Annotated in this window: 22 protein-coding genes; 20 read left to right on the forward strand and 2 right to left on the reverse strand. The window is 72.2% G+C overall.

Annotation, left to right across the window (positions count from 1 at the left end):
- Positions 1–251: 251 nt before the first annotated feature.
- The 4 genes from mfd (at position 252) to ACFYL6_RS03640 (ending at position 7,475) form a co-directional block, all read left to right on the forward strand.
- Complete coding sequence (mfd, locus tag ACFYL6_RS03625; RefSeq protein ID WP_387166946.1) at positions 252–3,884, forward strand: transcription-repair coupling factor; 3,633 nt, start codon at positions 252–254, stop codon at positions 3,882–3,884.
- 116 nt (positions 3,885–4,000) lie between these two features.
- Entirely contained in the window at positions 4,001–4,753 is a 753-nt protein-coding gene (locus tag ACFYL6_RS03630) for a hypothetical protein (protein WP_387166949.1), read from the forward strand.
- Positions 4,754–4,755: 2 nt separating this feature from the next.
- Entirely contained in the window at positions 4,756–5,748 is a 993-nt protein-coding gene (locus ACFYL6_RS03635; RefSeq protein WP_387166952.1) for a nucleoside triphosphate pyrophosphohydrolase, read from the forward strand.
- Between the two features lie 107 nt (positions 5,749–5,855).
- A complete protein-coding gene (locus ACFYL6_RS03640; RefSeq protein ID WP_387166955.1) occupies positions 5,856–7,475 on the forward strand; it encodes a DUF885 domain-containing protein in 1,620 nt (539 codons plus the stop codon).
- A gap of 60 nt (positions 7,476–7,535) precedes the next feature.
- On the opposite strand, the gene ACFYL6_RS03645 is transcribed toward ACFYL6_RS03640, so the two are convergent.
- Positions 7,536–8,228, reverse strand: coding sequence for a hypothetical protein (locus tag ACFYL6_RS03645; protein WP_387166958.1), 693 nt, complete (start codon positions 8,226–8,228; stop codon positions 7,536–7,538).
- Between the two features lie 213 nt (positions 8,229–8,441).
- Here ACFYL6_RS03645 and eno point away from each other — a divergent pair, with 213 nt between their 5' ends.
- From eno to ACFYL6_RS03725, 16 genes are all read left to right on the forward strand, one after another.
- Positions 8,442–9,725, forward strand: coding sequence for a phosphopyruvate hydratase (gene eno / locus ACFYL6_RS03650; RefSeq protein WP_387166960.1), 1,284 nt, complete (start codon positions 8,442–8,444; stop codon positions 9,723–9,725).
- A gap of 32 nt (positions 9,726–9,757) precedes the next feature.
- Complete coding sequence (locus tag ACFYL6_RS03655) at positions 9,758–10,396, forward strand: septum formation initiator family protein (protein WP_387168221.1); 639 nt, start codon at positions 9,758–9,760, stop codon at positions 10,394–10,396.
- Positions 10,397–10,424: 28 nt separating this feature from the next.
- On the forward strand, positions 10,425–10,982 hold the full coding sequence (locus ACFYL6_RS03660; protein ID WP_387166963.1) for a DUF501 domain-containing protein: 558 nt from the start codon (positions 10,425–10,427) through the stop codon (positions 10,980–10,982).
- Positions 10,979–11,515: an amino-acid N-acetyltransferase gene (locus ACFYL6_RS03665; protein ID WP_355419015.1), complete on the forward strand. Its 537-nt coding sequence runs from the start codon at positions 10,979–10,981 to the stop codon at positions 11,513–11,515. The genes ACFYL6_RS03660 and ACFYL6_RS03665 overlap by 4 nt, the downstream gene beginning before the upstream one ends.
- A gap of 51 nt (positions 11,516–11,566) precedes the next feature.
- Complete coding sequence (locus ACFYL6_RS03670; protein ID WP_387168224.1) at positions 11,567–12,508, forward strand: exopolyphosphatase; 942 nt, start codon at positions 11,567–11,569, stop codon at positions 12,506–12,508.
- A gap of 219 nt (positions 12,509–12,727) precedes the next feature.
- The gene (locus ACFYL6_RS03675; protein ID WP_074316865.1) at positions 12,728–13,060 is read left to right on the forward strand and encodes a PadR family transcriptional regulator; all 333 of its coding nucleotides are present in this window, start codon (positions 12,728–12,730) and stop codon (positions 13,058–13,060) included.
- A complete protein-coding gene (locus tag ACFYL6_RS03680; RefSeq protein WP_387166968.1) occupies positions 13,057–14,100 on the forward strand; it encodes an HAAS signaling domain-containing protein in 1,044 nt (347 codons plus the stop codon). Before ACFYL6_RS03675 ends, ACFYL6_RS03680 begins: the two co-directional genes overlap by 4 nt.
- Positions 14,101–14,230: 130 nt before the next feature.
- Positions 14,231–14,785: a hypothetical protein gene (locus tag ACFYL6_RS03685; RefSeq protein WP_387166971.1), complete on the forward strand. Its 555-nt coding sequence runs from the start codon at positions 14,231–14,233 to the stop codon at positions 14,783–14,785.
- A 199-nt stretch (positions 14,786–14,984) separates the two neighbouring features.
- Positions 14,985–15,671, forward strand: a complete 687-nt coding sequence (locus tag ACFYL6_RS03690) for a dienelactone hydrolase family protein (RefSeq protein ID WP_030328776.1) — start codon at positions 14,985–14,987, stop codon at positions 15,669–15,671.
- A gap of 19 nt (positions 15,672–15,690) precedes the next feature.
- Positions 15,691–16,404: a uracil-DNA glycosylase gene (locus tag ACFYL6_RS03695; RefSeq protein WP_387168227.1), complete on the forward strand. Its 714-nt coding sequence runs from the start codon at positions 15,691–15,693 to the stop codon at positions 16,402–16,404.
- Positions 16,405–16,426: 22 nt separating this feature from the next.
- Positions 16,427–17,212, forward strand: coding sequence for a DUF4129 domain-containing protein (locus ACFYL6_RS03700; protein ID WP_387166974.1), 786 nt, complete (start codon positions 16,427–16,429; stop codon positions 17,210–17,212).
- The gene (locus ACFYL6_RS03705) at positions 17,209–17,793 is read left to right on the forward strand and encodes a hypothetical protein (protein WP_387166977.1); all 585 of its coding nucleotides are present in this window, start codon (positions 17,209–17,211) and stop codon (positions 17,791–17,793) included. Before ACFYL6_RS03700 ends, ACFYL6_RS03705 begins: the two co-directional genes overlap by 4 nt.
- Positions 17,793–18,800, forward strand: a complete 1,008-nt coding sequence (locus ACFYL6_RS03710) for a MoxR family ATPase (RefSeq protein ID WP_091394243.1) — start codon at positions 17,793–17,795, stop codon at positions 18,798–18,800. The genes ACFYL6_RS03705 and ACFYL6_RS03710 overlap by 1 nt, the downstream gene beginning before the upstream one ends.
- Positions 18,800–20,236: a DUF58 domain-containing protein gene (locus ACFYL6_RS03715; RefSeq protein WP_387166980.1), complete on the forward strand. Its 1,437-nt coding sequence runs from the start codon at positions 18,800–18,802 to the stop codon at positions 20,234–20,236. Before ACFYL6_RS03710 ends, ACFYL6_RS03715 begins: the two co-directional genes overlap by 1 nt.
- Before the next feature lie 16 nt (positions 20,237–20,252).
- Entirely contained in the window at positions 20,253–20,813 is a 561-nt protein-coding gene (locus ACFYL6_RS03720; RefSeq protein WP_387166982.1) for a hypothetical protein, read from the forward strand.
- Between the two features lie 102 nt (positions 20,814–20,915).
- Positions 20,916–22,247, forward strand: coding sequence for an NAD(P)/FAD-dependent oxidoreductase (locus tag ACFYL6_RS03725; protein ID WP_387166985.1), 1,332 nt, complete (start codon positions 20,916–20,918; stop codon positions 22,245–22,247).
- 114 nt (positions 22,248–22,361) lie between these two features.
- Here the strand turns inward: ACFYL6_RS03725 and ACFYL6_RS03730 are convergent, their stop codons facing one another.
- Entirely contained in the window at positions 22,362–24,221 is a 1,860-nt protein-coding gene (locus ACFYL6_RS03730) for a hypothetical protein (protein WP_387166988.1), read from the reverse strand.
- Between the last annotated feature and the right edge of the window lie 50 nt (positions 24,222–24,271).

The raw sequence follows: 24,271 nt of genomic DNA on the forward strand, positions 1-24,271 counted from the left end.
GTCCCAAGATCGCGCAACATCCTGGAAGTAGTGGCATCGGTGCGTCGATGAGACCACTACATCCTGGATAGAGCGCGATCGTGCCGTGGGGTGCCCGTCGGCGCGGCGCGGGGTGACGCGCCGGGGCGGCACGGACCTGGGCGGAAGGGGGTGGCTGTCGGTCGACGGGGCTAGGCTTGGGGTCGTGCACCCCCCGTCCGACTGGACGAGGGGCCGCCGTCGTGTGCGTCGACTTCCCCGAAAGGTTTCCCTTGCTCACCGGTCTGTTCACCGCCGCACTGGCCGACCCCGGGCTGACCCGGGCGCGTGACCTGGCGCGCTCGGGTGCCGCCCAGGTCGATGGCCTTGACATCACCGCCCCGGCGGCGCTGCGCCCGTTCGCCGTCGCGGCGGTCGCCGCGGACAACGACGGGGCCGGGCGACCCGTGCTGGCGGTGACCGCCACCACCCGGGAGGCCGACGACCTGGCCGCCGCGCTGGGTGGGTTGCTGCCGGCCGAGCAGGTAGTGGTCTTCCCCTCATGGGAGACACTGCCGCACGAGCGGCTGTCCCCACGCTCGGACACGGTCGGCCGGCGGCTGGCCGTGCTGCGCCGGCTGGCGCACCCGGAGGCGACCGACGCGCACGGCGGCACCGGGCCACTGCGAGTGGTCGTGGCCCCGGTCCGTTCGCTGCTCCAGCCGCAGCTCAAGGGCCTCGGCGATCTGGAGCCGGTGCAGCTCGCCGCCGGCGAGGAGGCGGACCTGGAGGAGGTCGCCCGCCGGCTGATCGACATGGCGTACGCCCGGGTCGACCTCGTCACCAAGCGTGGCGAGTTCGCGGTGCGCGGCGGCATCCTGGACGTCTTCCCGCCCACCGACGAGCACCCGTCCCGGGTCGAGTTCTGGGGCGACGAGGTGGAGGAGATCCGCACCTTCGCCGTCGCCGACCAGCGGACCATCGAGCAGGTTCCGCTGCTCTGGGCACCGCCCTGTCGGGAGCTGCTGCTCACCCCGGCGGTCCGCGACCGGGCCGCCGCGCTCGCCGAGCAGCACCCCGAGCTGGCCGAGATCCTCGACAAGCTGGCCGAGGGCATCCCGGTGGAGGGGATGGAGTCGCTGGCCCCGGTGCTGGTCGGCCCCGACTCGCTGGAGTTGCTGCTGGACGCCATGCCGGCCGGCACCCACGTGCTGCTCTGCGACCCGGAGCGGATCCGCACGCGGGCGCACGACCTGGTGCGTACCTCGGAGGAGTTCTTGCAGGCCAGCTGGGCCGCCGCCGCGGTCGGCGGCCAGGCCCCGGTGGACGTCGGCGCCGCCGCCTTCCGCACCCTCGGTGAGGTACGCGCCACCGCGGGCACGCTCGGCCAGCCGTGGTGGACGCTGTCGCCGTTCGGTCTGGTCGAGGGGGAGACCGCCGAGACGCGGCAGCCCTGGGAGGACGCGCCCGAGCAGGCCGCCGTCACGCCGGACGACGCCATCGCGGTGACCCTGTCCGCCCAGCCGGCGCCGCTCTATCACGGCGAGACCTCGCGGGTCGTCGAGGACCTCAAACGCTGGGCCGGCGAGGGTTGGTCGATCGCGCTGGTCTTCGAGGGGCACGGCCCCGCCCAGCGGGCGGTGGAGGTGCTGCGCGACGCCGGCCTGGGTGCCCGGTTGACCGAGGAGGTGCCGACCGCGCCCGCCCCCGGCGAGCTGGTGGTCACCTGTGGCGCGCTGAGCAGCGGCTTCGTCGACGAGGCGTCCCGCTTCGTGCTGCTCACCGGCAACGACGTGACAGGTGGTCGGGGCACCTCGACACGGGACATGCGCAAGATGCCGAGCCGGCGGCGCAACACCATCGACCCGCTGGAGCTGAAGGCCGGCGACCACGTGGTGCACGAGCAGCACGGCATCGGCCGCTACGTCGAGCTGGTGCAACGCACCGTCAACGGCGCCAGCCGGGAATACCTCGTCATCGAGTACGCGGCCAGCAAGCGGGGCCAGCCCGGCGACCGGTTGTTCGTCCCGACCGACCAGCTCGACCAGCTCTCCCGCTACGTGGGCGGCGAGCAGCCGACCCTGCACAAGATGGGCGGCTCGGACTGGCAGAAGTCCAAGGCCCGGGCCCGCAAGGCGGTCCGGGAGATCGCCGCGCAGCTCATCCAGCTCTACGCCGCCCGCAAGGCGTCCAAGGGGCACTCGTTCGGCCCGGACACCCCGTGGCAGCGCGAGCTGGAGGACGCCTTCCCCTGGCAGGAGACACCGGACCAGCTCGCCGCGATCGACGAGGTCAAGCGGGACATGGAGCAGACCGTCCCGATGGACCGGCTGATCTGCGGTGATGTCGGCTACGGCAAGACCGAGATCGCGGTCCGGGCGGCGTTCAAGGCCGTGCAGGACGGTAAGCAGGTGGCGGTGCTGGTGCCGACCACCCTGCTGGTGCAGCAGCACTACAACACGTTCGCCGAGCGGATGAGCCAGTTCCCGGTGCAGATCCGGCAGCTGTCCCGGTTCCAGACGCCGAAGGAGACCGAGCGGACGCTGGAGATGGTCGCCGACGGCACCGTCGACATCGTCATCGGTACGCACCGGCTGTTGCAGACGGCGACCCGGTTCAAGCAGTTGGGTCTGGTGATCGTCGACGAGGAGCAGCGCTTCGGTGTCGAGCACAAGGAGCACCTGAAGACGCTGCGCGCGTCGGTCGACGTGCTCAGCATGTCGGCCACCCCGATTCCGCGCACCCTGGAGATGGCGATCACCGGCATCCGGGAGATGTCCACCATCGCCACCCCGCCGGAGGAGCGGCACCCGGTGCTCACCTTCGTCGGGGCGCAGGACGACCGGCAGGTGGCCGCGTCCATCCACCGTGAGCTGCTCCGCGACGGGCAGGTCTTCTACCTGCACAACCGGGTGGAGTCGATCGACCGGGCGGCGCGGCGGCTGCGGGAGCTGGTGCCCGAGGCGCGGGTCGCGGTGGCGCACGGCCAGATGGGCGAGGACGCCCTGGAGAAGGTCATGGTCGGCTTCTGGGAGAAGGAGTTCGACGTCCTGGTCTGCACCACGATCGTCGAGTCGGGCATCGACATCCCGAACGCCAACACGTTGATCGTGGAGCGGGCCGACCTGCTCGGCCTGGCCCAGCTGCACCAGATCCGGGGCCGGGTCGGCCGGGGCCGGGAGCGGGCGTACGCGTACTTCCTCTACCCGCCGGAGAAGCCGCTCACCGAGCACGCCCACGAGCGGTTGGCGACCATCGCCCAGCACACCGAGTTGGGCGCCGGCATGTACGTGGCGATGAAGGACCTGGAGATCCGGGGCGCCGGCAACCTGCTCGGTGGCGAGCAGTCCGGGCACATCGAGGGCGTCGGCTTCGACCTGTACGTGCGGATGGTCGGCGAGGCGGTCTCCGCGTTCAAGGGTGAGCGGCCGGAGGAGGAGGCCGACGTCAAGATCGACCTGCCGGTCGACGCGCACCTGCCACACGACTACGTGAGCGTGGAGCGGCTGCGCCTGGAGATGTACCGCAAGCTCGCCGAGGCGCGTGACGAGGAGCGGCTGGGCGAGGTGATCGCCGAGATGACCGACCGGTACGGCGAGCCACCGGCCCCGGTGCAGAACCTGGTGGAGGTGGCCCGGTTCCGCCTGCTGGCCCGCCGCTACGGCCTCACCGACGTGACCATGCAGGGCAAGCACGTACGGTTCGGTCCGCTGCCCCTACCGGACTCGAAGCAGATGCGGCTCAAGCGCTACCACCCGGATGCCGTCTACAAGCAGGCCACCGACCAGGTCAGCGTGCCCCGACCGACCACCCGTCGGATCGGTGGCGAGCCGCTGCGTGACCAGGCACTGCTCCAGTGGTGCGCGCAACTGCTCTCCGATGTGCTCGGTGCCCCGGCCCCACTCGCCGTCGCCGCGGGCGCCTGAGCCGGCGGTGTGCTCTCGACCAGGGACGGTCGCGCGTCTACGCCGTCCCTGGTCGGGGGAGGGGCGAAGGTGGGGGGCGTCACAACCTCGGGTGACGGCGTGAGAGAGTGACGGCTATGCGTGCTCGCCGTCTTGCCGCCGTCGCCACTGTGGCGCTCGGCCTCGTCGCCCTCTCCGGTTGCCGTGCTGAGCCTGGTATCGCCGCTTACATCGGTGACCAGCGCATCACCGACCTTCAGGTCAGCGCCGCGATGAAGGACCTGCGGACCAAGAACCCGGCCCCGGAACCCTCCGCCAGCGGGCAGCCCGCGGCGCCGCAACCGACCCTGCCCGAGGTGGCCGACGTGGTCCGGGCGATGGTGCTGACCAGGGTGTGCGAGAAGCTCTCCGCCGAGAAGAACTACCAGCCGCGCGGCCAGGTGGCGGTCGACCAGGCCGCCCAGCAGCTCGGCCTCGACCCCGAGACCGAGCACGTGCGGGAGGTGGCGAAGCTCTTCACCTGCCTGTCCGGGTTGCCGGCCGAGCCGGTCGAGCCGTCCAAGGAGGAGATCGCCGACGTGATCGCCGCCGGGCGGTCTGCCGGCAAGATCCCGGCCGAGGTGACCGATGAGGCCGCCGCCCAGCAGCTCGACGGTGAGCAGCTGCGTGGCGCGCTGGCGACCAAGCGGATCCTGGCCGAGGCGGTCGGTCGTTACGACGTCACCGTCAGCCCGCGGTACCGCCCGCTCGAGTTCCCGCTGCTCAGCTTCGCCGGCGACGCCCCCGCGGTGAGCGTGCCGTTGGGTGAGCCGGCCTCCGACGCGGTCACCGACATCTCCACCCCGGAGGGGCCGACCGCGACGACGGAGGCCGAGGGCACGGCCAGCTGAGCATGACCGCACGGATCGTCCTCCTGGTCACCTCACCCCGGTTGCCCGCCGGCCTGTTGACCTCCGCGGCCTGGGACGTCGTACGCCAGCACCCGGTGCTGACCGGCGCGGACAGCGAGTTGGTCACGGCCGTGCGCCAGGCGGGCGCCGAGGTCACGGTGGTCGACGGCCCGGCGACGCAGCCGTTGCTGGACTCGGTGGCGACGCACGGCACGGTGGTGTGGCTGGCCGGCCCGGCGGGTGACGAAGCGCTGGCCCGGGAGCTGGGTCTGCGGCTGGCCCGGCAGCCGGGGTTGGCCGAGATGGAGTTGATGTACGGCTCGTGGGACCCGCCGGGTGCCCGGCTGCTCGACGCGGTGGCCGTGTTGGATCGACTGGCCTCTCCGGGCGGCGACCCGTGGAAGCGGGCGCAGACGCACCGCAGCCTCGCCGGTTACCTGCTGGAGGAGAGCTACGAGGCGTACGACGCGATCAGCGCCGACGACACCGACGCGCTGCGCGAGGAGTTGGGCGACGTGTTGTTGCAGGTGGTGCTGCACGCGCGACTTGCCGAGGAGTTGCCCGAGGACGAGCGGTGGACCATCGACGACGTGGCCGGTGGCCTGGTCGACAAGATGATCCGGCGTAATCCGCACGTATTCGCCGGTGCCGAGGCGGGCACCCTGGAGGAGATCACCGAGAACTGGGAGCGGATCAAGCGCGCGGAGAAGGCGCGGCACTCGGTGCTGGACGGCGTGGCCCTGAGCCAGCCGGCGCTGGCCCTGGCCGCGCAGATCCTCGGCCGCGCCGCCCGCAGGGGCATCGAGGTTCCGCCCCCGTTGGCGGACACCCAGGTGGACGCCGAAGCGCGGCTGGGCGCCAGCCTGCTGGCAACGGTCGCCGCGGCCCGCGAGGCGGGCATCGACCCGGAGGCAGCCCTCCGCCGCGCCACCCTGGCCTACGCCGAAGCCATCCGCCAAGCCGAACCCAACCCCCCACCCGCCAGCTTGCGGTGATCATGAAGTTGTTGCCCCGACACGCCGACGTGGATGGCAACAACTTCATGATCGACGGGGTGGGTGGAACCGGCGGCGGAGCGCGCGGCGGTCGGTAGGGTGGGCGGGTGGAAGCGTTTGGGGTGCTGGCTGAGCGGGTTGTCGAGGCTTTACTGGAGTCGCGGCCGGGGGTTGCCACCGCCGCCGGGGACCACCGGTTCGACGACCGACTGCCGGACCTGTCCGCCGACGGGTTGACCGCCGACCGGGCGATGCTCTCCGACGCGGCCAACGCACTGTCCGAACTGGACCCGGACTCGCTCGACGTCGACGAGCAGGTCGACCACGCGCTGCTCACCTCATTCGTGGACCGGGAGCTGTTCGAGCTGACCGAGATCCGCTCGCACGAGTGGGATCCGCTGCGGCACAACCCGGGCCCGTTGCTGCACCCACTGCTGGCCCGCCCGTACGCCCCCGCGGAGGTGCGGCTGACCCAACTGGCCGGCCGGCTCGCCGCCGTACCGGACGCCCTCGCCACCGCCCGCGCGACGCTGCGGGACATGCCGCGGATCCACGCGGAGACGGCGGTCGGGCAGTTCACCGGCACGGCCGCCCTGATCCGCGACGAGCTGCCGGCGCTGCTCGCCCAGGCGCCGAGCCACCTCGACCGGGTCGAGCCGGCGGCCACCGCCGCGATCGCCGCGCTGGAGGAGTTCGTCGCCTGGCTGCGCACCGGCCTGGCCGCCGATGCCGGCCCCGGCCGTGACCCCCGACTGGGCCGACGCCGCTGGGAGGCCCGGCTCTGGCACACCCTCGACACCGAGCTGGGCGCCGCCGAGATCCAGCGTCGCGCGTGGGCCAACCTGGACCGGGTCACCGCGGAGATCCGCGAGGCGGCCGTCGAGCTGGTCGGCGGCCCGGCCGACGACGCGTCCGTACGCCGGGCGCTGGACCTGCTCGCCGACGAGCACCCGAACGACGCGACGATCGTCGAGCTGGCCGGGGTGACCCTGGACGAGGCGACCGACTTCGTCCGCGCGCACGACCTGGTCACCCTTGTCGACGACCGGTGCGTGATCCAGGAAATGCCGGAGTTCGCCCGCGGGGTGGCGGTGGCGTACTGCGACGCGCCCGGCCCGCTGGAGACCGCCGTCGTGCCGACCTTCTACTGCATCGCGCCCACCCCGTCGGACTGGCCGGCGCAGCGGGTCGAGTCGTTCTACCGCGAGTACAACGACCACATGATCCGCAACCTGACGGTGCACGAGGCGATGCCGGGGCACTTCCTCCAACTCGCCCACGCCCGCCGCTACGTCGGCGGCACGCGGGTCCGCGCGCTGGCCGAGTCCGGCCCGTTCATCGAGGGCTGGGCGGTCTACGCCGAGGAGGTGATGACAGGGCTCGGCTTCGGCGGTCTGCCGGTGCGGTTGCAGCAGCTCAAGATGCAACTACGCATGACCATCAACGCGCTGCTCGACCAGTTGGTGCACGCCGAGGACCTGCCCGAGGCCGAGGCGATGGCGTTGATGACCGGGCGCGGCTTCCAGGAGGAGGGCGAGGCGGCCGGCAAGTGGCGGCGCGCGCAACTCACCTCCACCCAGCTCTCCACCTACTTCGTCGGGTACAGCGAGATGGCCGAGATCGCCGCGGCCCGCCCGGACGGGGTGTCGGTCCGCGACTGGCACGACGCGATGCTCGCCCACGACTGCCCGCCCCCGCGCCACCTGCGTACCCTGCTCGGTCTCTGAGGAACGCCGGGCCGCGCCCGCCTTGCGGCGCGACGGACGCGGGTTTGGGTGGCGGGTCGGTCACGAGCCGCCGGGGCGGCGGTCGACGACGCCGGCGCCGGCGGGCGGGTCGAACGCACGCTCGTCGACCGTCGCGGAGTAGTCGCTCAGGGCCAACTCCATCGGCTTGCCGTCGACCGGACCGGTGAAGCTGCCCAGCACACCCTCGGTGGTCACGCAGGCGGTGAAGTCGCCGGACGAACTCTCCACCGCGACGCAGGCGGCATGGTGCCCGGCGACGGTGGTGTCGCTCTGCTTGATGACCGCCTGCGGGTCGAGCGCGGCGGCGGTGAGCAGCCCGACCACCACCGGCGGCGTGACGAGGCCCTGCCGGTTGGCCTCGCCGAACAGCGTCACGGTGGGCTTGCTGCCCGGGGTGGGCGGGGCGATCAGCGTGCACTCCGGGCGGGCGCCGGTCGTGGTGCACCGGGTGATGGCCTCCGGGGTGACGGTGAGTTGACCGCCCGGGTAGGTGTAGGTGGATCGCGCCGGGTCCTGTGCCTGCACGATGGCGGCGCGCTGGCCGCCGGGCAGCTGGTAGTCGGCCGAGTAGGTCAACTCCAGTGCCCGGTCGAGCCGGGCGGCGAGGTCGTTGACGAGTTCCGAGCGGCCCATGGCGACTCCGGCGTCCTCGAATGTCTGACAGCCGGTGACCGTGAGCGACGCGATGACCGACACGGCGAGCATGCGGAGGGTGGTCGAGGCGGCGGGCATGGCGACCAGCCTGGTGGATCTGGTCCGCGCAGCGCAAACCCGTTGCCGGTTGACGCCCGGAAATCCGGGAATGTCCGTCAGTGCGGGGCGACCCGGGAGCGCGGGCGACGCCGTGCCCGTTCGCGCCGCCCGATACGCTGCGTTCAACACCTGCCTCAGCCGCACCGTCGCGGCCCACCCACGGACCGGATCACAACAACGAGGAGCGACTTAGTGGCAACCATCGAGGGAATCGTCGCCCGGGAGATTCTCGACTCGCGGGGCAACCCCACGGTCGAGGTCGAGGTCGGTCTGGACGACGGCACGGTCGCCCGCGCCGCCGTGCCTTCTGGCGCCTCCACCGGCGCCTTCGAGGCGATCGAGCTGCGCGACGGTGACGACGACCGCTACCAGGGCAAGGGCGTGGAGAAGGCGGTCTCCAACGTCGAAGACAAGATCGTCGACCAGATCATCGGGTACGAGGCCAGCGAGCAGCGGCTCATCGACCAGAAGATGCTCGACATCGACGGCACGGACAGCAAGTCGGAGCTGGGCGCGAACGCCATCCTCGGGGTCTCCCTGGCGGTGGCGAAGGCCGCTGCCGGCAGCGCCGAGCTGAGCCTCTTCCGCTACCTGGGCGGCCCGAACGCGCACCTCCTGCCCGTGCCGATGATGAACATCCTCAACGGTGGCGCGCACGCCGACTCGAACGTCGACATCCAGGAGTTCATGATCGCGCCGATCGGCGCGCCCACCTTCCGTGAGGCGCTGCGCTCGGGCGCGGAGGTCTACCACGCGCTGAAGTCGGTGCTGAAGAAGAAGGGCCTCTCCACCGGGCTCGGCGACGAGGGTGGCTTCGCGCCGAACCTGCCGACCAACGCGGCGGCCCTGGACCTGATCGCCGAGGCGGTCGAGAAGGCCGGTTACCGGCTCGGCACCGACATCGTGTTCGCGCTCGACGTGGCGGCCACGGAGTTCTTCGACAACGGCACCTACACGTTCGAGGGCGCCGCGAAGTCCGCCGAGGAGATGAGCACCTACTACACGAAGCTGGCCGACGAGTACCCGATCGTGTCGATCGAGGACCCACTGGCAGAGGACGACTGGAGCGGCTGGCAGACGCTGACCGCCTCGATCGGCGACCGGGTGCAGATCGTCGGTGACGACCTGTTCGTGACCAACCCGCAGCGCATCGCCCGCGGCATCGCGGAGAAGGCGGCGAACGCGGTTCTCGTCAAGGTCAACCAGATCGGCTCGCTGACCGAGACCCTGGACGCGGTGGACCTGGCCCACCGGGCCGGCTTCAAGTGCATGATGAGCCACCGCTCCGGCGAGACCGAGGACACCACCATCGCCGACCTGGCGGTTGCCACCGGCTGCGGTCAGATCAAGACCGGCGCGCCGGCCCGCTCGGACCGCGTCGCCAAGTACAACCAGCTGCTCCGGATCGAGGAGGAGCTGGCCGACGCGGCGCGCTACGCGGGCGCTGGCGCGTTCCCGCGCTACCGTTCGGCCTGAGACGCACGAAGCCTCGGGGGAGGGGTGTGACGATGCAGCAGCGCCGCACACCGGGTGGTCAGCGTCCCGCCCGCCGGCCGGGTCAGTCCGGTCGGCCGGGCGGTGGGCGCGCCACGCGGGGATCGGTCCGGGAGGCCGGCGTACGCGCCGAGCCGCGCGCCGCCGGTCGCGCGCCGGGTGCTGCCCGGGGCGCCGAAGGCGTGCGCTCCGCGAGTCGTCCGGCCGCCGCTCGGCGTACCGCCGCCGGTGGCGCCGTGAAGCGGCTCGCCGCACCCCACCCCCGTCGCTTCACCGGTCGGGCCACCGTGTTGTTCGCGGTCCTGATCGCGCTCGCACTGGCCTACACCTACCCGGTCCGGGTCTACCTGGACCAGCAGGCCGACATCGAGCGGATGGAGGCCGCGCAGGCGGTGCAGGAGCAGGAGATCGCGAAGCTCGCCGCCGAGGCCGCGAAGTGGCAGGACAAGGCGTTCATCGAAACCAAGGCCCGGGAACGGTTCTTCATGGGCCGGCCGGGCGAGAAGATGATGGTGGTGCTGCACGACCCGGAGGGCGCCGCCCGGGACGCCGGGAAGTCGGCCGGTTCGGCCGCCCCGGCGGGGCCATCGACCTGGTACGACACGCTCTGGTCGAGCGTGCGGGCGGCGGACAGCCAGCAGCCGGGCAAGTGACCCACCGATCAGCGCACCAGGAGAGACCGTGACTGTCGTACCACCGTCGGAGCCGGCGGCGGATTCCGTACCCCTGCCGCAGCACGAGCCGGCCACCGAGGCCGACCTGGCCGCGGTGGCCGCGCAGCTCGGCCGGACGCCCCGGGGCACCCGGGCGGTTGCCCACCGTTGCCCGTGCGGCCTCCCGGACGTGGTGGAGACCACCCCCCGCCTCGCCGATGGCACCCCCTTCCCGACCCTCTACTACCTGACCTGCCCCCGGGCCACCGCGGCGTGCAGCCGACTGGAGTCGGCGGGGCTGATGAAGGAGATGGCGGACCGGCTGACGACGGACCCGGAGTTGGCCGCCCACTACCGTGCGGCGCACGAGGACTACCTCACCCGTCGGGAGGCGATCGGCGAGGTGCCGGAGATCGCCGGCATCTCGGCCGGCGGAATGCCGGGCCGGGTCAAGTGCCTGCACGTGCACCTGGGCCACGCGCTGGGCGCGGGCCCCGGGGTGAACCCGTTCGGCGACGAGACGTTGGACCTGGTCGAGCCCTGGTGGTCGGCGGGGCCGTGCGTGGACGTGCCGGCGGGCGAATGAGCGCGCAGACCGGGTCCGAGGCACCCGAGAGTCAGATCCTCGTCCGGCGGGCCCGCACCGGGGACGTGCGGGGCATCCGGCGACTCGTCGACACCTACACCGACGACCGGCGGCTGCTCAGCAAGGCCACCGTCACCCTCTTCGAGGACGTGCAGGAGTTCCGGGTCGCGGTCCGGGCCGAGGACGACGTCGTGGTGGGCTGCGGCGCGCTGCACGTCATGTGGGAGGACCTGGCCGAGATCCGCACGGTGGCCGTGGACCCTTCCTGCCGGGGCCGGCGGATCGGGCACCGGCTGGTCGGCGAACTGATCGACGCGGCCCGGGAGTTGGGCGTGGCGCGGATCTTCGTGCTCACCTTCGAGACCCGGTTCTTCGGCTCGTTCGGCTTCCGCGAGATCGACGGCGCTCCGGTGCCGCAGCCGGTCTACGAGCAGTTGCTGCGCTCGTACGACGAGGGTGTCGCGGAGTTCCTGGACCTGGAGCGGGTCAAGCCGAACACGCTGGGCAACACCCGGATGCTGCTGCGCCTGTGACTCCGAGTTGGCGGGGCGGGCTGCCGTAAGGTTGCTGCCGTGACGACGCGTGTGGCGGCCATCGACTGCGGGACCAACTCGATCCGACTGCTGGTCGCCGACCTGCCCGACGCCTCGGCCGGGCCGCAGGCGCCGCTTGTCGACCTGACCCGGCGGATGGAGATCGTCCGGCTGGGGCAGGGCGTGGACCGCACGGGCCGGCTGGCGCCGGAGGCGATCGAGCGGACCCGGGTGGCGCTGGCGTCGTACGCCGCCGACATCGAGAAGCTGGGTGCGCAGCGGGTGCGGATGTGCGCCACGTCGGCCTCCCGCGACGCCGCCAACGCCGCCGACTTCACCGAGATGGTGCAGGCCACCCTCGGTGTCGCGCCCGAGGTGGTCAGCGGCGACGAGGAGGCCCGGCTGTCGTTCACCGGCGCGGTGCGCGGGCTGCCCGCCGACGCGAAGGAGCCGTTCCTGGTCGTCGACATCGGTGGTGGCTCCACCGAGTTCGTGGTCGGTGACCGGGCCGCCGGGGTGCGCTCGGCGATCTCGGTGGACATCGGCTGCGTCCGGATGACCGAGCGGCACCTGCCCGGCGACCCGCCGACGCCCGAGCAGGTCGCGGCGGCTCAGGCCGACATCGCCGGGGTGGTGGACCGGGCGCTCGCCGCGGTGCCCGGTCGCGAGGCGGCCACCCTGGTCGGCCTCGCCGGGTCGGTCACCACCGTGGTCGCTCTCGCTCAGGGCCTGCGGGAGTACGACCCGGAGCGCATCCACCACGCCCGGGTGTCGTACGAGGAGGTCGCCCGGGTGACCGCTGAGCTGCTGGGTCAGACCCGTGCACAGCGGTTGGCGAACCCGGTGATGCACCCGGGCCGTGCCGACGTGATCGGCGCGGGTGCGCTGGTGCTTCGCGTGATCATGGAACGGGCCGGGATGCCGTCGGTGGTCGCCTCGGAGCACGACATCCTCGACGGCATCGCCTGGAGCCTCCAGCCAGCCACGCGCTAGTCAGCTTGACCAACTCGGAACGCCTGGAAGGGCCCTCGCGGGGCGAGTGATCAACTCGCCTTCCTTGAAGTCGGGGTGTCAGCGCCAACAGGACACCCCGACTTCCTGCAAACCGAGTGGATCACCGCCCGTCCCGCCACGCTTCGCGCGCCGGCCCTGCCCGGCGTGTTGCGAGCGATTCGTTGACGCTACTTCGCATTACGCACTAGTGTGCAATGCGTGGACACCACACAGTTGCTGAAGGGCGTGCTCGATCTGGCCGTCCTGGCCGTGCTCCGAGAGGAGGACGGTTACGGTTACGACATCCTGCGCCGGCTTCGCGAGGCCGGCCTGGAGGAGGTCGGTGACGCCTCGGTCTACGGGACGCTGCGCCGCCTCTTCGCCGCCGGCCTGCTCACCACCTACGTCGTGCCGAGCGAATCCGGGCCGCACCGCAAGTACTACTCACTGAACGCCGCGGGGCGTGACCAGTTGACCCGCTCCGGCAAGCTCTGGCGCTCGTTCGCCACCACAATGGACAGTCTGCTCGACGATCGGGGGATGGCGGCATGACCGTCGCGGAGCAGGAGATCACCGACTATGTGGCGCGGGTCCGGGCCGCTCTGGCCGACCTACCGCCGGGGCAACGCGACGAGCTGACCGAGGATCTGGCCGACCACCTCACCGAGGTCGCCGCCGAGTCCGAGGGCACCCTGGTCGAGCGGTTGGGTGAGCCCGAGACGTACGCCGCCGAACTGCGCGCCGCAGCCGGCGCCGCGCCGGGCAGCGGGCGCAACCTCGACCAGCGGGTGGCGAGCGCGATGGCCCGGGTCCGCGGCCGGCTGCGCACCATGGACACCCGTCTCGGCCCACCCCTGGGGTACGCGACGGCCAGCGACTTCCTCCAGTTGTTGCGCCCCGGCTGGTGGGTGCTCCGGGGCTACCTGGCGGCGATGCTGGTCACGGTGATCAGCACCGGCGGCAGCTTCGGGTTGCTGCCGAGGTTCGGTGGTGAGTTGCTCGCCGGCATGATCATGTTGGTCGGCTTCGTGCTCGCCTCCATCTGGATCGGCCGCCGCTCCGGGCGGTTGACCCGTTGGCCGCGCTCGGCGGTGCAGGTCGGCAGCGTGGTGCTGGTGGTCTTCGCGTTCGCCGCGTTGATGCAGGCCGAGGACCGGATGCGCTATGGCGACTACGGCTACGACCAGACCTCGGTCGACAGCCAGTACGACCGGGTCCGGGACGTCTTCGTCTACGACAGCGAGGGCCGCCTGGTGGAGAACGCCCGGCTCTTCGACCAGAACGGCAATCCGATCCGGCTCGGCTACCCGGACTGCTTGGAAGGCGCCTATGTGAACCAGGCGCTGCGGGCGTACCCGTACTGCCCGGACCAGGCGCCCTTCGTGCCCCGCGCACCGGGCGCGCCCCTCCCGCCCGGGTCACCGACCAGCACGCCGGACCCGACCAGCACGCCGGACCCGACCAGCACGCCGGAGCCGACCAGCACGCCGGATCCGAGCGGCACACCAGGGCCGACCGGGACGCCGCTGCCGACCGGTACGGCCACCGGCCTGCCGCCGAGCGACACACCAACCCCAACCCCGACCCGCTGAGCCAAGGTGTGAACTGGATCATGCAGGTGAAGCTGGGAAATAGCTGAACGGACGAGGCGAGCGGGACGGCACCGGAAATCAATGATCGTTACGGTGTCGTCTGCTCATCAACCCCTCGGAAGGAACCCCCGTGTCAGAGCAGGTCGCACCGCCCCCCGCGTCCGACGCCGCAACCCCTGAGCCGGCCGTCGAGACGCCGCAAGCGGCCGCGCCGCAGCCTGCCGCTCAGCAGCAGCAGTCGGCCGAGCCGCAGCCGGCCGCCGAGACGCCGCAGGCAGCCGAGCCGAAGGCGGAGAAGTCCGGTGCGAAGAAGGCCCTCGGCATCGTCGGTGCGATCCTCGCCGTCGTCGTCATCGCCGGCCTGAAGTTCGGCGTCGCCTCGGCGATCGGCAACTACTTGAACAAGGACGAGACCGCAGACGCCAAGACCGGCGACTGCATCGCCGAGTTGCCCGAGGTCACCGGCACCGAGCAGGAGGAGGTCGACGGCGCCAAGGTCGTCGAGTGCACCTCCACCGACGCGGCGTACAACGTGGTCGGTCGGGTGAACGGCCAGAGCGAGGCTCAGGCCAAGGCCGACACCACCTGCACGCAGTACTTCAAGGAGGGCCAGGAGGGGTACATCTTCTCCAGCATCGAGCCGGGCAAGACGGGCTACGTGCTCTGCCTGACCAAGAAGGTTTGACCACAGCGGTAGATCGGTGTCGACGGCGGCGGGAGCAGACCCCGCCGCCGTCGGCGTACCCGCAGTCACCGGGCGGCGAACAGGAGGTGAATGCCACTGTTCCGGCGTCTTCCCGACGGCCCCGTGGCGTGGCAGGCTACCGGCACGTAGGACCACTGGGCGACCAGCCAACGATGACTGACCGCTAGGAGGACGGCCCATGGGCGAAATGGTGAGCTACCGCAGCAACGGGGGAACGAGCGAGGGGTATCTCGCGATACCCGCCAGCGGCACGGCCAGCCCCGCCGTCATCGTCATTCAGGAATGGTGGGGCCTGGTCCCGCACATCCGGTCGGTGGCGGACCGGTTCGCCGAGGCCGGTTTCGTGGCCCTCGCCCCGGACTTCTACCACGGTGAGACGACCAGCGAGCCGGACGAGGCGCAGCGGCTCCTGCTGGCGATGCGGATGGACGAGGCGGCGAAGGACATCGCCGGGGCGGCCGACTATCTCGCCGGGCGGCCCGAGGTCACCGGTAAGGTCGGTGCCGTGGGCTTCTGCGCCGGTGGCAGCCTGGCCCTCTGGTCGGCCACCATCTCCGAGCGGATCGTCGCCACCGCCGGTTTCTATCCCGTGCTGCCGTGGGAGTCGATGCGCCCCGACTGGGCCGACTACGCCGGCAAGGCAGCGGTCATCCACTGCTCCGAAGAGGACGGCACCTCCACCGCCGAGGGCGTACAGACCGCTCGTCGAGCCATCGAGGAGGCCGGCGGCGACTGCCACCTCTACGACTACCCGGGCACCTCGCACGCCTTCTTCAACGACGACCGGCCGGAGGCGTTCGACCAGCGAGCCGCCGCCAGCGCGTGGGCCCGCACCCTGGAACTCTTCCGGGCCAAGCTTGGCTGAGACCCGTACCCCGGAACAGGTGGTCGCCCGCGCAGCGCGGGCGACCGACCTGGCCGACCTCGACGCGGCGGTGAGCGACTGTTTCGCCTGCCCACGGCTGGTCCAATGGCGGGAGGAGGTGGCCCGCACCCGCCGGGCCGCCTTCCGCGACCAGGAGTACTGGGGTCGGCCGGTGCCGGGCTTCGGCACCGGTGACGCGCGGATCGCGATCCTCGGGCTGGCACCCGCCGCGCACGGTGGCAACCGCACCGGCCGGATCTTCACCGGTGACCGGTCGGGTGACGTGCTGTTCGCCGCGCTGCACCGGGCCGGGCTGGCCAACCAGCCGACAAGCGTCGCCGCCGACGACGGGCTCACCCTGCGGGACCTGCGGGTCTTCTCGGCCGTCCGCTGCGCGCCTCCGGACAACAAACCGACCCCGGCGGAACGGGACACCTGCGCGCCCTGGCTGCACCGCGAGGTCGCGCTGATCCGGCCCACGCTGCGGGTCGTGGTCGCGCTGGGCGCGTTCGCCTGGGCGGCGTGGTGGCCGGTGCTCCGCGCGGTGTACGGGCAGCGCCCGCCCAGCCCGCGACCGGCGTTCGGTCATGGGGCACACTGGTCCGGCACGAACGCTCCGGACTTGCTGGGCTGCTACCACGTCAGCCAGCAGAACACCTTCACCGGGCGGTTGACACCAGGGATGTTGGACGACGTCTTCGGCCAGGCTAAACAGCTGGCCGGAGTGGACTGAGACGACGCGTGGGGTGGTGGCGATGACAGACGGAACACGCCCGCCCACGCCGGCACCGTCCGCCGAGCCGGGTGTGCTGCCCCCGGTGCTCGGCCTGCTCCGCCGGTGGTGGCCGGTCGGCGCGACCGCCGCCCTGCTCGCCGGTGCCGCCCTGGCGTCCGCCCACTCGTCGATCGGGGCCAGTCGGATCCCGCCGGCGGCGGACAACGTCCCGTGGGTCCCCGAGTACCCGACCGTTGAGCCGTCACCGTCCATCCCGATCGAGCCGCGCGACGCCGGCGAGGCCACCCAGGCGCACATCCCGCAGTGGGTCGGCACGGTGGCGGTGGTCCTGCTCGGGCTGGCCATCCTCGCCGCGCTCGGCTACCTCTGCTGGGTCCTGATCCGGGGCGCGCTGCGCCGCACCACCCGGGCACTACCGGCGCAGCGGGCCCGTCGTACCGCCGAGGGCACCGCCCGCGAGGTGGTCGCCGCCCTCGACGCCGGCCTGGTGGAACTCGACGACCGGGACACCGACCCCCGGGTGGCGGTGATCGCCTGCTGGGTGCGCCTGGAGGAGACCGCCGCCGCGGCCGGTGTGCCGAGGCTCGCCGGGGACACCCCCACCGACCTGGTCAGCCGGTTGTTGCAGGGTGACCCGGCGGCGGGCGTGCCGGCCATCGCCAGCACCGACGTGCTGGCCGAGTTCGCGCACGTCTACCGGGAGGCCCGGTACGCCACCCACCCGGTTGGCGAACGCACCCGGGACCAGGCCCGCGCCGCGCTCGGCCGGCTGCGCGGAGAACTCACCGCGGCGGTGACCTCATGAGCAGCACCAGCATCGACGACCTGCTCGCGTTCGAGGAGGAGGCGGCGCCGGTCGGTCCGCAGCCGCGCGCCTCCCGGTGGCGTCCGGTGCTGCGCTCGCTCGCGTGGGCCGCCGCGCTGGTCGCCGTCCTGCTCGTCGGCCTCCGCGCGGTGGGCCTCCAGGTCTCGCTGCCCGTACTGATCGCCGGGGTGCTCGCCGTGCTGGCGGTCCGCCGGGTCACCGCCCTGCTCGCGCCGCCGCCACCGCCGCCCGGCGGTAGTCGGGTCGGCGCGGGCGAGGAGGACGGCAGCTACAACTGGGGTGCCCGGGACGCGCTGAGTAGCGCGATCAACCGGTGGGAATGGCCCCTGGACTGGTCCGCGACCCGACCCGAACGGTTCACCGGCACGGTCCTGCCCCGGATCGGTGAACTGGCCGACGAGCGGATGCGTCTGAAACACGGCGTCACCCGTGAGTCGGACCCCGCCCGCGCTCGCGCCCTGCTGGGTGAGCGCCTGTGGACGTTCCTGGAGACCCCGCCTCGCCGCACCCCGTCGCCGCGCGACCTCGCGGTGATCGTCGCCGAACTGGAGAGTATTTGATGAACGACGTGGACCGGAGCATTGCCCCCGCCGAGGTCGGGCACCTGGCTCGGGCGGTCCTGGACGCGGTCGGCACCGTCGTGGTCGGCAAACGGGACGCGTTGGAGCTGGTCCTCGCCGGCATCCTCGCGGGCGGGCACGTGCTTCTGGAGGATCTGCCGGGTCTCGGTAAGACGCTCACCGCCCGCTCGTTCGCCCAGGCCCTCGGGCTGGACTTCCGTCGGTTGCAGTTCACCCCCGACCTGCTCCCGGCCGACGTCACCGGCTCCTTCCTCTACGACCAGCGCAACGGCGACTTCACCTTCCGGGCCGGCCCGGTCTTCACGAACCTGCTCCTCGCCGACGAGATCAACCGGACGCCGCCGAAGACCCAGTCCGCGCTGCTGGAGGCGATGCAGGAGAAGCAGGTGTCGGTGGAGGGCGTGACCTACAAGCTGGACGAGCCGTTCCACGTGCTGGCCACCGCCAACCCCATCGAGTACGAGGGCACCTACCCGCTGCCCGAGGCACAGCTGGACCGGTTCCTGCTGCGGGTCTCGTTCGGCTACCCGCAGCACGAGGAGGAGTGGGAGGTCCTGCGCCGTCGGATGAGCCGTCGCCGGGAGGAGGCGGACATCAAGGCGGTGGTCGACGCGGCGACGCTGCGGGCCATGCAGGCCGCCCTGGAGGACGTGGTGGTGGAGGACTCCATCGGCCGCTACATCGTGTCGCTCACCGCGGCCACCCGGGAGCACCCGTCGGTGCTGGTCGGCGCCTCACCTCGCGGTTCGCTGGCGTTGCTGCTGCTGGCCCGGGTCCGCGCGGTGTTCGGCGGACGGGACTACGTGGTGCCCGAAGACGTCAAGTCGGTGGCGGCGCCCGCCCTGGCGCACCGGATCACCCTGCGCCCGGAGATGTGGTTGCGTCGGGTCGATCCGGCGTTCGTGGTGGGCGAGGTGTTGGAGGCGACTCCCGCCCCGGCCAGTGGCGCGCTGCCCAGCTACGCCGCCGGCGGGCCCCGGCACTGATGACCGGACCGACCGTGCCGAGGGCCACCGAAGCGGAACCCGCTGCCGGCTGGGCGCCCACCCCGGCGCTCGGCCGCGCGGTGCTGCTCGCCGGCCTGCTGCTGGTGGCCGGCGTGTTGCTGGGTCGGGTGGACCTGATCGTGCTTGCCGCCCCGTTCGCGCTGGGCACCGCGTACGCGCTGCGTCGGCGGCCTACGGCGCTGCCGCAGGTGTGGATCACCCAGGGTGACGGCGGGCCGTTGGTCGAGGGCGGCGACGTGAGCGCGGCGGTGACGGTCGGCAACCCGGACACGGTCGACTACGACCTGGTGGTGATGCGTTCCCGCGTGTCGCCGTGGCTGCGGATCGACCGGGCCGGCTTCGCCCGCGACGAGGCCGCCGACGGCGCGGAGCCGAGCGCCGTCCCACCGACCGGTGCGACGGGCAACGGCGGGGGCCGTTCCCTCGCGGACCGGCCGTTCGTGGCCTCGGTGCCGATCGACGCCGCGGTGGACCTGGAGTTGGCCGGCAAGGCCCTGCGCTGGGGCCGGCACCCGATCGGCCCCGCCGGTGCCCGGGTCGCCACGGCGGGTGGTCTGCTGGTCTCCCGGGCGGTGATCACCGAGCCGGTCCGGGTGCGGGTGTACCCGCGTACCGAGCCGTTCGAGGCGGTCGAGGCGATGCCCCGCGCCGCCGGCCTGGTCGGGGCGCACCACTCCCGCCGACCGGGGGAGGGCGGCGAGTTGGCCGGCGTACGCGTCTTCGCCCCCGGCGACCGGCTGCGCCGGATCGACTGGCGGGTCTCGTTGCGGGCCCGGCAGTTGCACGTGGCCGCCACCCTCTCCGACCGGGACGCCGAGGTGGTGGTGCTGCTCGACGTGCTCGCCGAGGCGGGCCGCTCCGGCGGGGTGAACGGTGCCGCCTCGGTGCTGGACACCACCGTCCGGGCCACCGCCGCGATCGCCGAGCACTACCTGCACCGTGGCGACCGGGTCTCGCTGTTGGAGTACGGGCCGGCAGCCCGCCGGCTCCGGCCGGCCGCCGGGCGACGGCAGTACCTGACCGTCCTGGAGTGGTTGCTCGACGTCCGGGTCCACGCGTCCGCGCACGAGCCGTACGACCAGGTCTTCGGGCCGCAGTTGCTGTCCTCGGACGCGTTGGTGGTGGTGCTCACCCCGCTGCTGGACGAGCGGTCGGCGCAGATGCTCGCCCGGCTGGCCCGCGGCGGACGGTTCGTGGTGGCGGTCGACACGTTGCCGACCGAGCTGGCGTCGCCGAAGGACCGGGGTTGGGCCGAGGTGGCGTACCGGCTGTGGCGTCTGGATCGGGAGATCATGATCGGGCAGCTCCGGGAGCACGGCGTGCCTGTGGTGCGCTGGGCTGGCGCCGGCAGCCTGGACCAGGTGCTGCGGGACGTGGCCCGGTTGGCGACGGCCCCGAGGGTGGGTGGCCGATGAGCGAGGGCAGGCGCACATGAACGCCGTCGTGGAGCGGGTTCGGGCGGCGCAGTACGCCGTGGCCCGCATCAGTGCGGCCCCGCTGCTGGTCCGGGCCGGGATCTTCGTCATCGTCTTTGCCGGGTTCGTCCTTGCCTTTCCCGCGGAGGTGCTTTCCGGCCGGCCGATCCTCTTCCTGGCGGTGGCGGCCCTGTTGCCCGCGTTCGGGCCGCGCCGACTCTGGGCGACCTTCACGGCGTTGGTCACGGTCGGCGGTTGGCTGCTCGCCACCGACGGGTACGGCCGTCCGGTCGCCCTCTGGCGGCTGCTCGCCGTCGCGGCCCTGCTCTATCTGGGTCACACCCTCTGCGCGCTGGCCGCGCTGTTGCCCTACGACGCGGTGGTGGACCCGGAGTTGATCACCCGGTGGTTGGTGCGGTCGGCCGCTGTGCTGTTGGGTGCTGCCGTGCTCGGCGTCCTGTTGTTGCAGGCGGCGGGGACGGGTGGCGGGGCCGGACACCAGTGGGTGACGGTGCTGGGGCTGCTGGTGGCGGTGGGAACGGCAGCGTTGCTGGGCTGGCTCTTGCGACGCCGGTGACCGGTGCGACCTGAGGGTTACGCAGGTCACATGGGTTGTGCTCCGTCACAGATGGGGGCCGCGAGCGGGATTACCTGAGCCGGCCGGGGAAAGATAGACAACGTGAATCCGAAGCGGATCCTTGTGGTTGGTGCCGGGCACGTCGGTCTGTACGCGGCGCTGCGCCTGTCGAAGAAGCTCAGCTCCCGTGAGGCTGAGGTCATGGTGGTGGATCCCCAACCCCACATGACCTATCAGCCGTTCCTGCCCGAGGCGGCGGCGGGCAACATCTCCCCGCGGCACTCCGTGGTGCCGCTGCGGCGGGAGTTGCGCCGGTGCAAGATGGTGGCCGGCACGGTCACGCGGATCGAGCACGACCGCAAGGTGGCCACCGTGCAGCCGATCAGCGGCCCGGCCCGGGAGATCACCTACGACCACGTGATCGTGGCACCGGGTTCGGTCTCCCGCACCCTGCCGATCCCTGGCCTGCACGAGCAGGGCATCGGGTTCAAGACCATCGGTGAGGCGATCTACCTGCGTAACCACGTGCTGGATCGGCTCGACGTGGCGGCTGCCACGCCGGATCCGGACGTCCGCCGTTCGGCGCTGACCTTCACCTTCGTCGGCGGTGGGTACGCCGGCATCGAGGCGCTCGCCGAGATGGAGGACATGGCTCGCGACGCCCTGCGCTACTACCCGGAGCTCAAGCAGGACGAGGTCCGCTGGGTGCTGGTCGAGGCCACCCAGCGGGTGCTGCCCGAGGTCGACCGGGACATGGGTGCCTACACCGTGCAGCAGCTGCTGAAGCGGAACATGGACATCCGGCTGGACACCCGGCTCGAGTCCTGCGTCGACGGGGTGGTCAAGCTCTCCGACGGTGACAGCTTCCGCTCCGACACGATCGTCTGGACGGCCGGTGTGAAGCCGTCGCCGATGCTGGACGCGACCGACTTCCCGCGTGACGACCGCCGGCGGATCACCTGCCTGCCCACGCTCCAGGTGGTCGACGGTGACCAGGTGGTCGAGGGTGCCTGGAGTGCAGGCGACTGCGCCGCCGTACCGGACCTGACCAAGGAGCCGGGCAACTTCTGCTCGCCGAGCGCTCAGCACGCGGTGCGCCAGGCCGCCCGGATGGCCGACAACATCACGGCCGTGATCCGGGGTCGCGAGCCGGTGAACTACAAGCACAAGCACGTCGGCAGCGTCGCGAGCCTCGGCCTGCACAAGGGCGTGGCCCAGGTGTACGGGATCAAGATGACCGGTTGGCCGGCCTGGGTGATGCACCGGACGTACCACATGAGCCGGATCCCGTCGTTCAACCGCAAGGTCCGCGTGGTGGTGGACTGGTCGTTGGCGTTCTTCCTCAAGCGTGAGGTGGTCGCCCTGGGCCAGTTGCACGACCCGCGCGAGGAGTTCGCCGAGGCCTCCCAGCCGGTAGGCGCGCCCCGCGTCTAACCCAGACCCGGACCCACCAACCCCGTCGATCTTGCACTTTCGGACGTCGTGATGCGCCTTTTGGTGCCTCTTGTCCGAGCAGTAAGTGCAAGATCGGCGGGGTTTTGGGTTGGGTTAGACCCGCCACGTCCAGGCGTCGGCTATCCGGGTCGCGGGACCGTAGAGCTGTTCCAGGGTTGTGCGCAGGCTTTCCGCGTGCGGGGCGTCGTCGGTGAGCGCCACGCAGGAGGCGCCCCAGAACTCCGCGTCGCGGGCGGCCTGGCGGCGCTGCTCGTCGCCGATGGCCGGTTGGTCCCCGCGCCGGGCGACATCCGCCAGTAGCGCGGAGGTGGGCTGCTTGAAGGTGCCCATCGCCGCGGTGCCGCCCCTGCCGTACGGGCCGATGAAGAAGCCTTCCGGCAGCCCGAAACCGGCGTCGGCGGCGGTCGCCCAGCGCATCGGCCAGGGCTCCTTCGGGGTGGGCAGCGGCACCGGGACCAGCACCCCGCCCGGCGGTACGCACTGCCGCCAGTGCCCGCCGGTGATGAATTCCGGCACGGCGGGTCGTCCGGTGGTCGGCAGGGGGGTCGGGAAGATCGGCAGCAGCGCCACGCCGACGGCCAGTGGCACCAGCCGCCGGGCCCGACCGGAGCTCCGCAGGGCCCGGTCGACCGCGAGCACCAGCAGCGTCGCGACGATCGGCAGCACCGCCAGCGCGAACCGCATCGGCAACGCCCCGTCCACCACCGGCAGTCCACCGATCAGGGCGTACGGGCCGGGGAGTGCCGTCCTGGTGCCGCCGAGCACCACCTCCGGGCCGAGCGAGAGCGCCCCCATCACCAGACCCGCCACGACGCAGGCGAAGACCAACCGGCGTCGCCCGGCCCAGATCGCGCAGACCGTGGCGACCAGCAACAGTGGCCAGCCGAGGAACGTGTTGTACTCGGCGGGACCGGTGGTCAGCCGGGCGGACTCGTCGCTGCCGCCCACCGACAGCGGGGAGAGCGTCCACCAACTGCTCAGGTCGGCGGAGAAGTAGGCCGGGGTGAACATGCCGTCGGCGACCCCCTGCGGCCCGGCGAACTGGAACCACAGCGGATAGCCGAGCACCAGCAGGGCGAGCCCGGCGGCGACCGCCATCCCGGCGGCGAAGCCGGGGAGCGCCCTGCGGGCCAGGTCCCGGTCCGACACGGCGTAGCTGACCGCCATCACCAGCAGCGTGATGGCGGCGAGGAAGAGCACCTCCTCGCCGATGAAGACCTGCGCGGTGACCGCGCCGGCCAGCCCCGCCGCGGAGGTGAGCAGCCGCCGGCGATCCGGCCCGGAGGTGCGGGTACGGCCGGTCCCGTCGGGTGTTCCCGGCCCCGGGTCGGACGCCCGCAGCAGCCGGATCACCAGCCAGACGATCACCGGCACCAGCCACTGGGCGGTCATGTGCAGGTGGCTGTTGGTCTGGGAGACCATGCCTGGTCCGAATCCGCACAGCCCACCGCCGAGCGCGGCGGCCACCCGGCGGGCGCGCAGCGTCCGGTGGAACAGCAGGTACCAGGCCAGGGCGGTGCCGGCGAGGTTGGCGGCGGCGAGCAGCGCGAAGGTGACCGGCGCGCCGAGCAGCAGGGTGACCGGCGCGAAGAGGACGCCGAGTGCGATCACCGTGGTGTTGGCCATCAGGTTGACGCCGTCGGGGGCGTTGAGCCGGTCGGTGAGCAGGTCGAAGTCGCCGAGCAGCGCACGGGCGTCCACCGCCAGGAACCACTCGTAGAGGGTCTGGTCCTCCGGGTTGAGCGCCAGGGTGCGGGCGCCCGGGTCGGGCCACAGCCCCTGGGTGAGCCAGCCGGCCAGCACCGCGAAGAGCAGAGCGGCCAGCAGGTCTGCCCGGTGGCGGCGCACGGCGGCCAGCAGCCGGGTGGCCCGGGGTCGGCGGTTGACCTGATCGGCGAGGCGGAATGCCTGCTCAGGGGCGGCGTCGGGGGCCGTGGGGGCTGCGCTGCTCACGGCATCGACCCTAATGTGGCCAGGCCGGCGGGGTACGCCGGGTCGCCGCA

It is taken from the genome of Micromonospora sp. NPDC007208 (genome assembly GCF_042869175.1).
Lineage (GTDB): Bacteria > Actinomycetota > Actinomycetes > Mycobacteriales > Micromonosporaceae > Micromonospora > Micromonospora foliorum.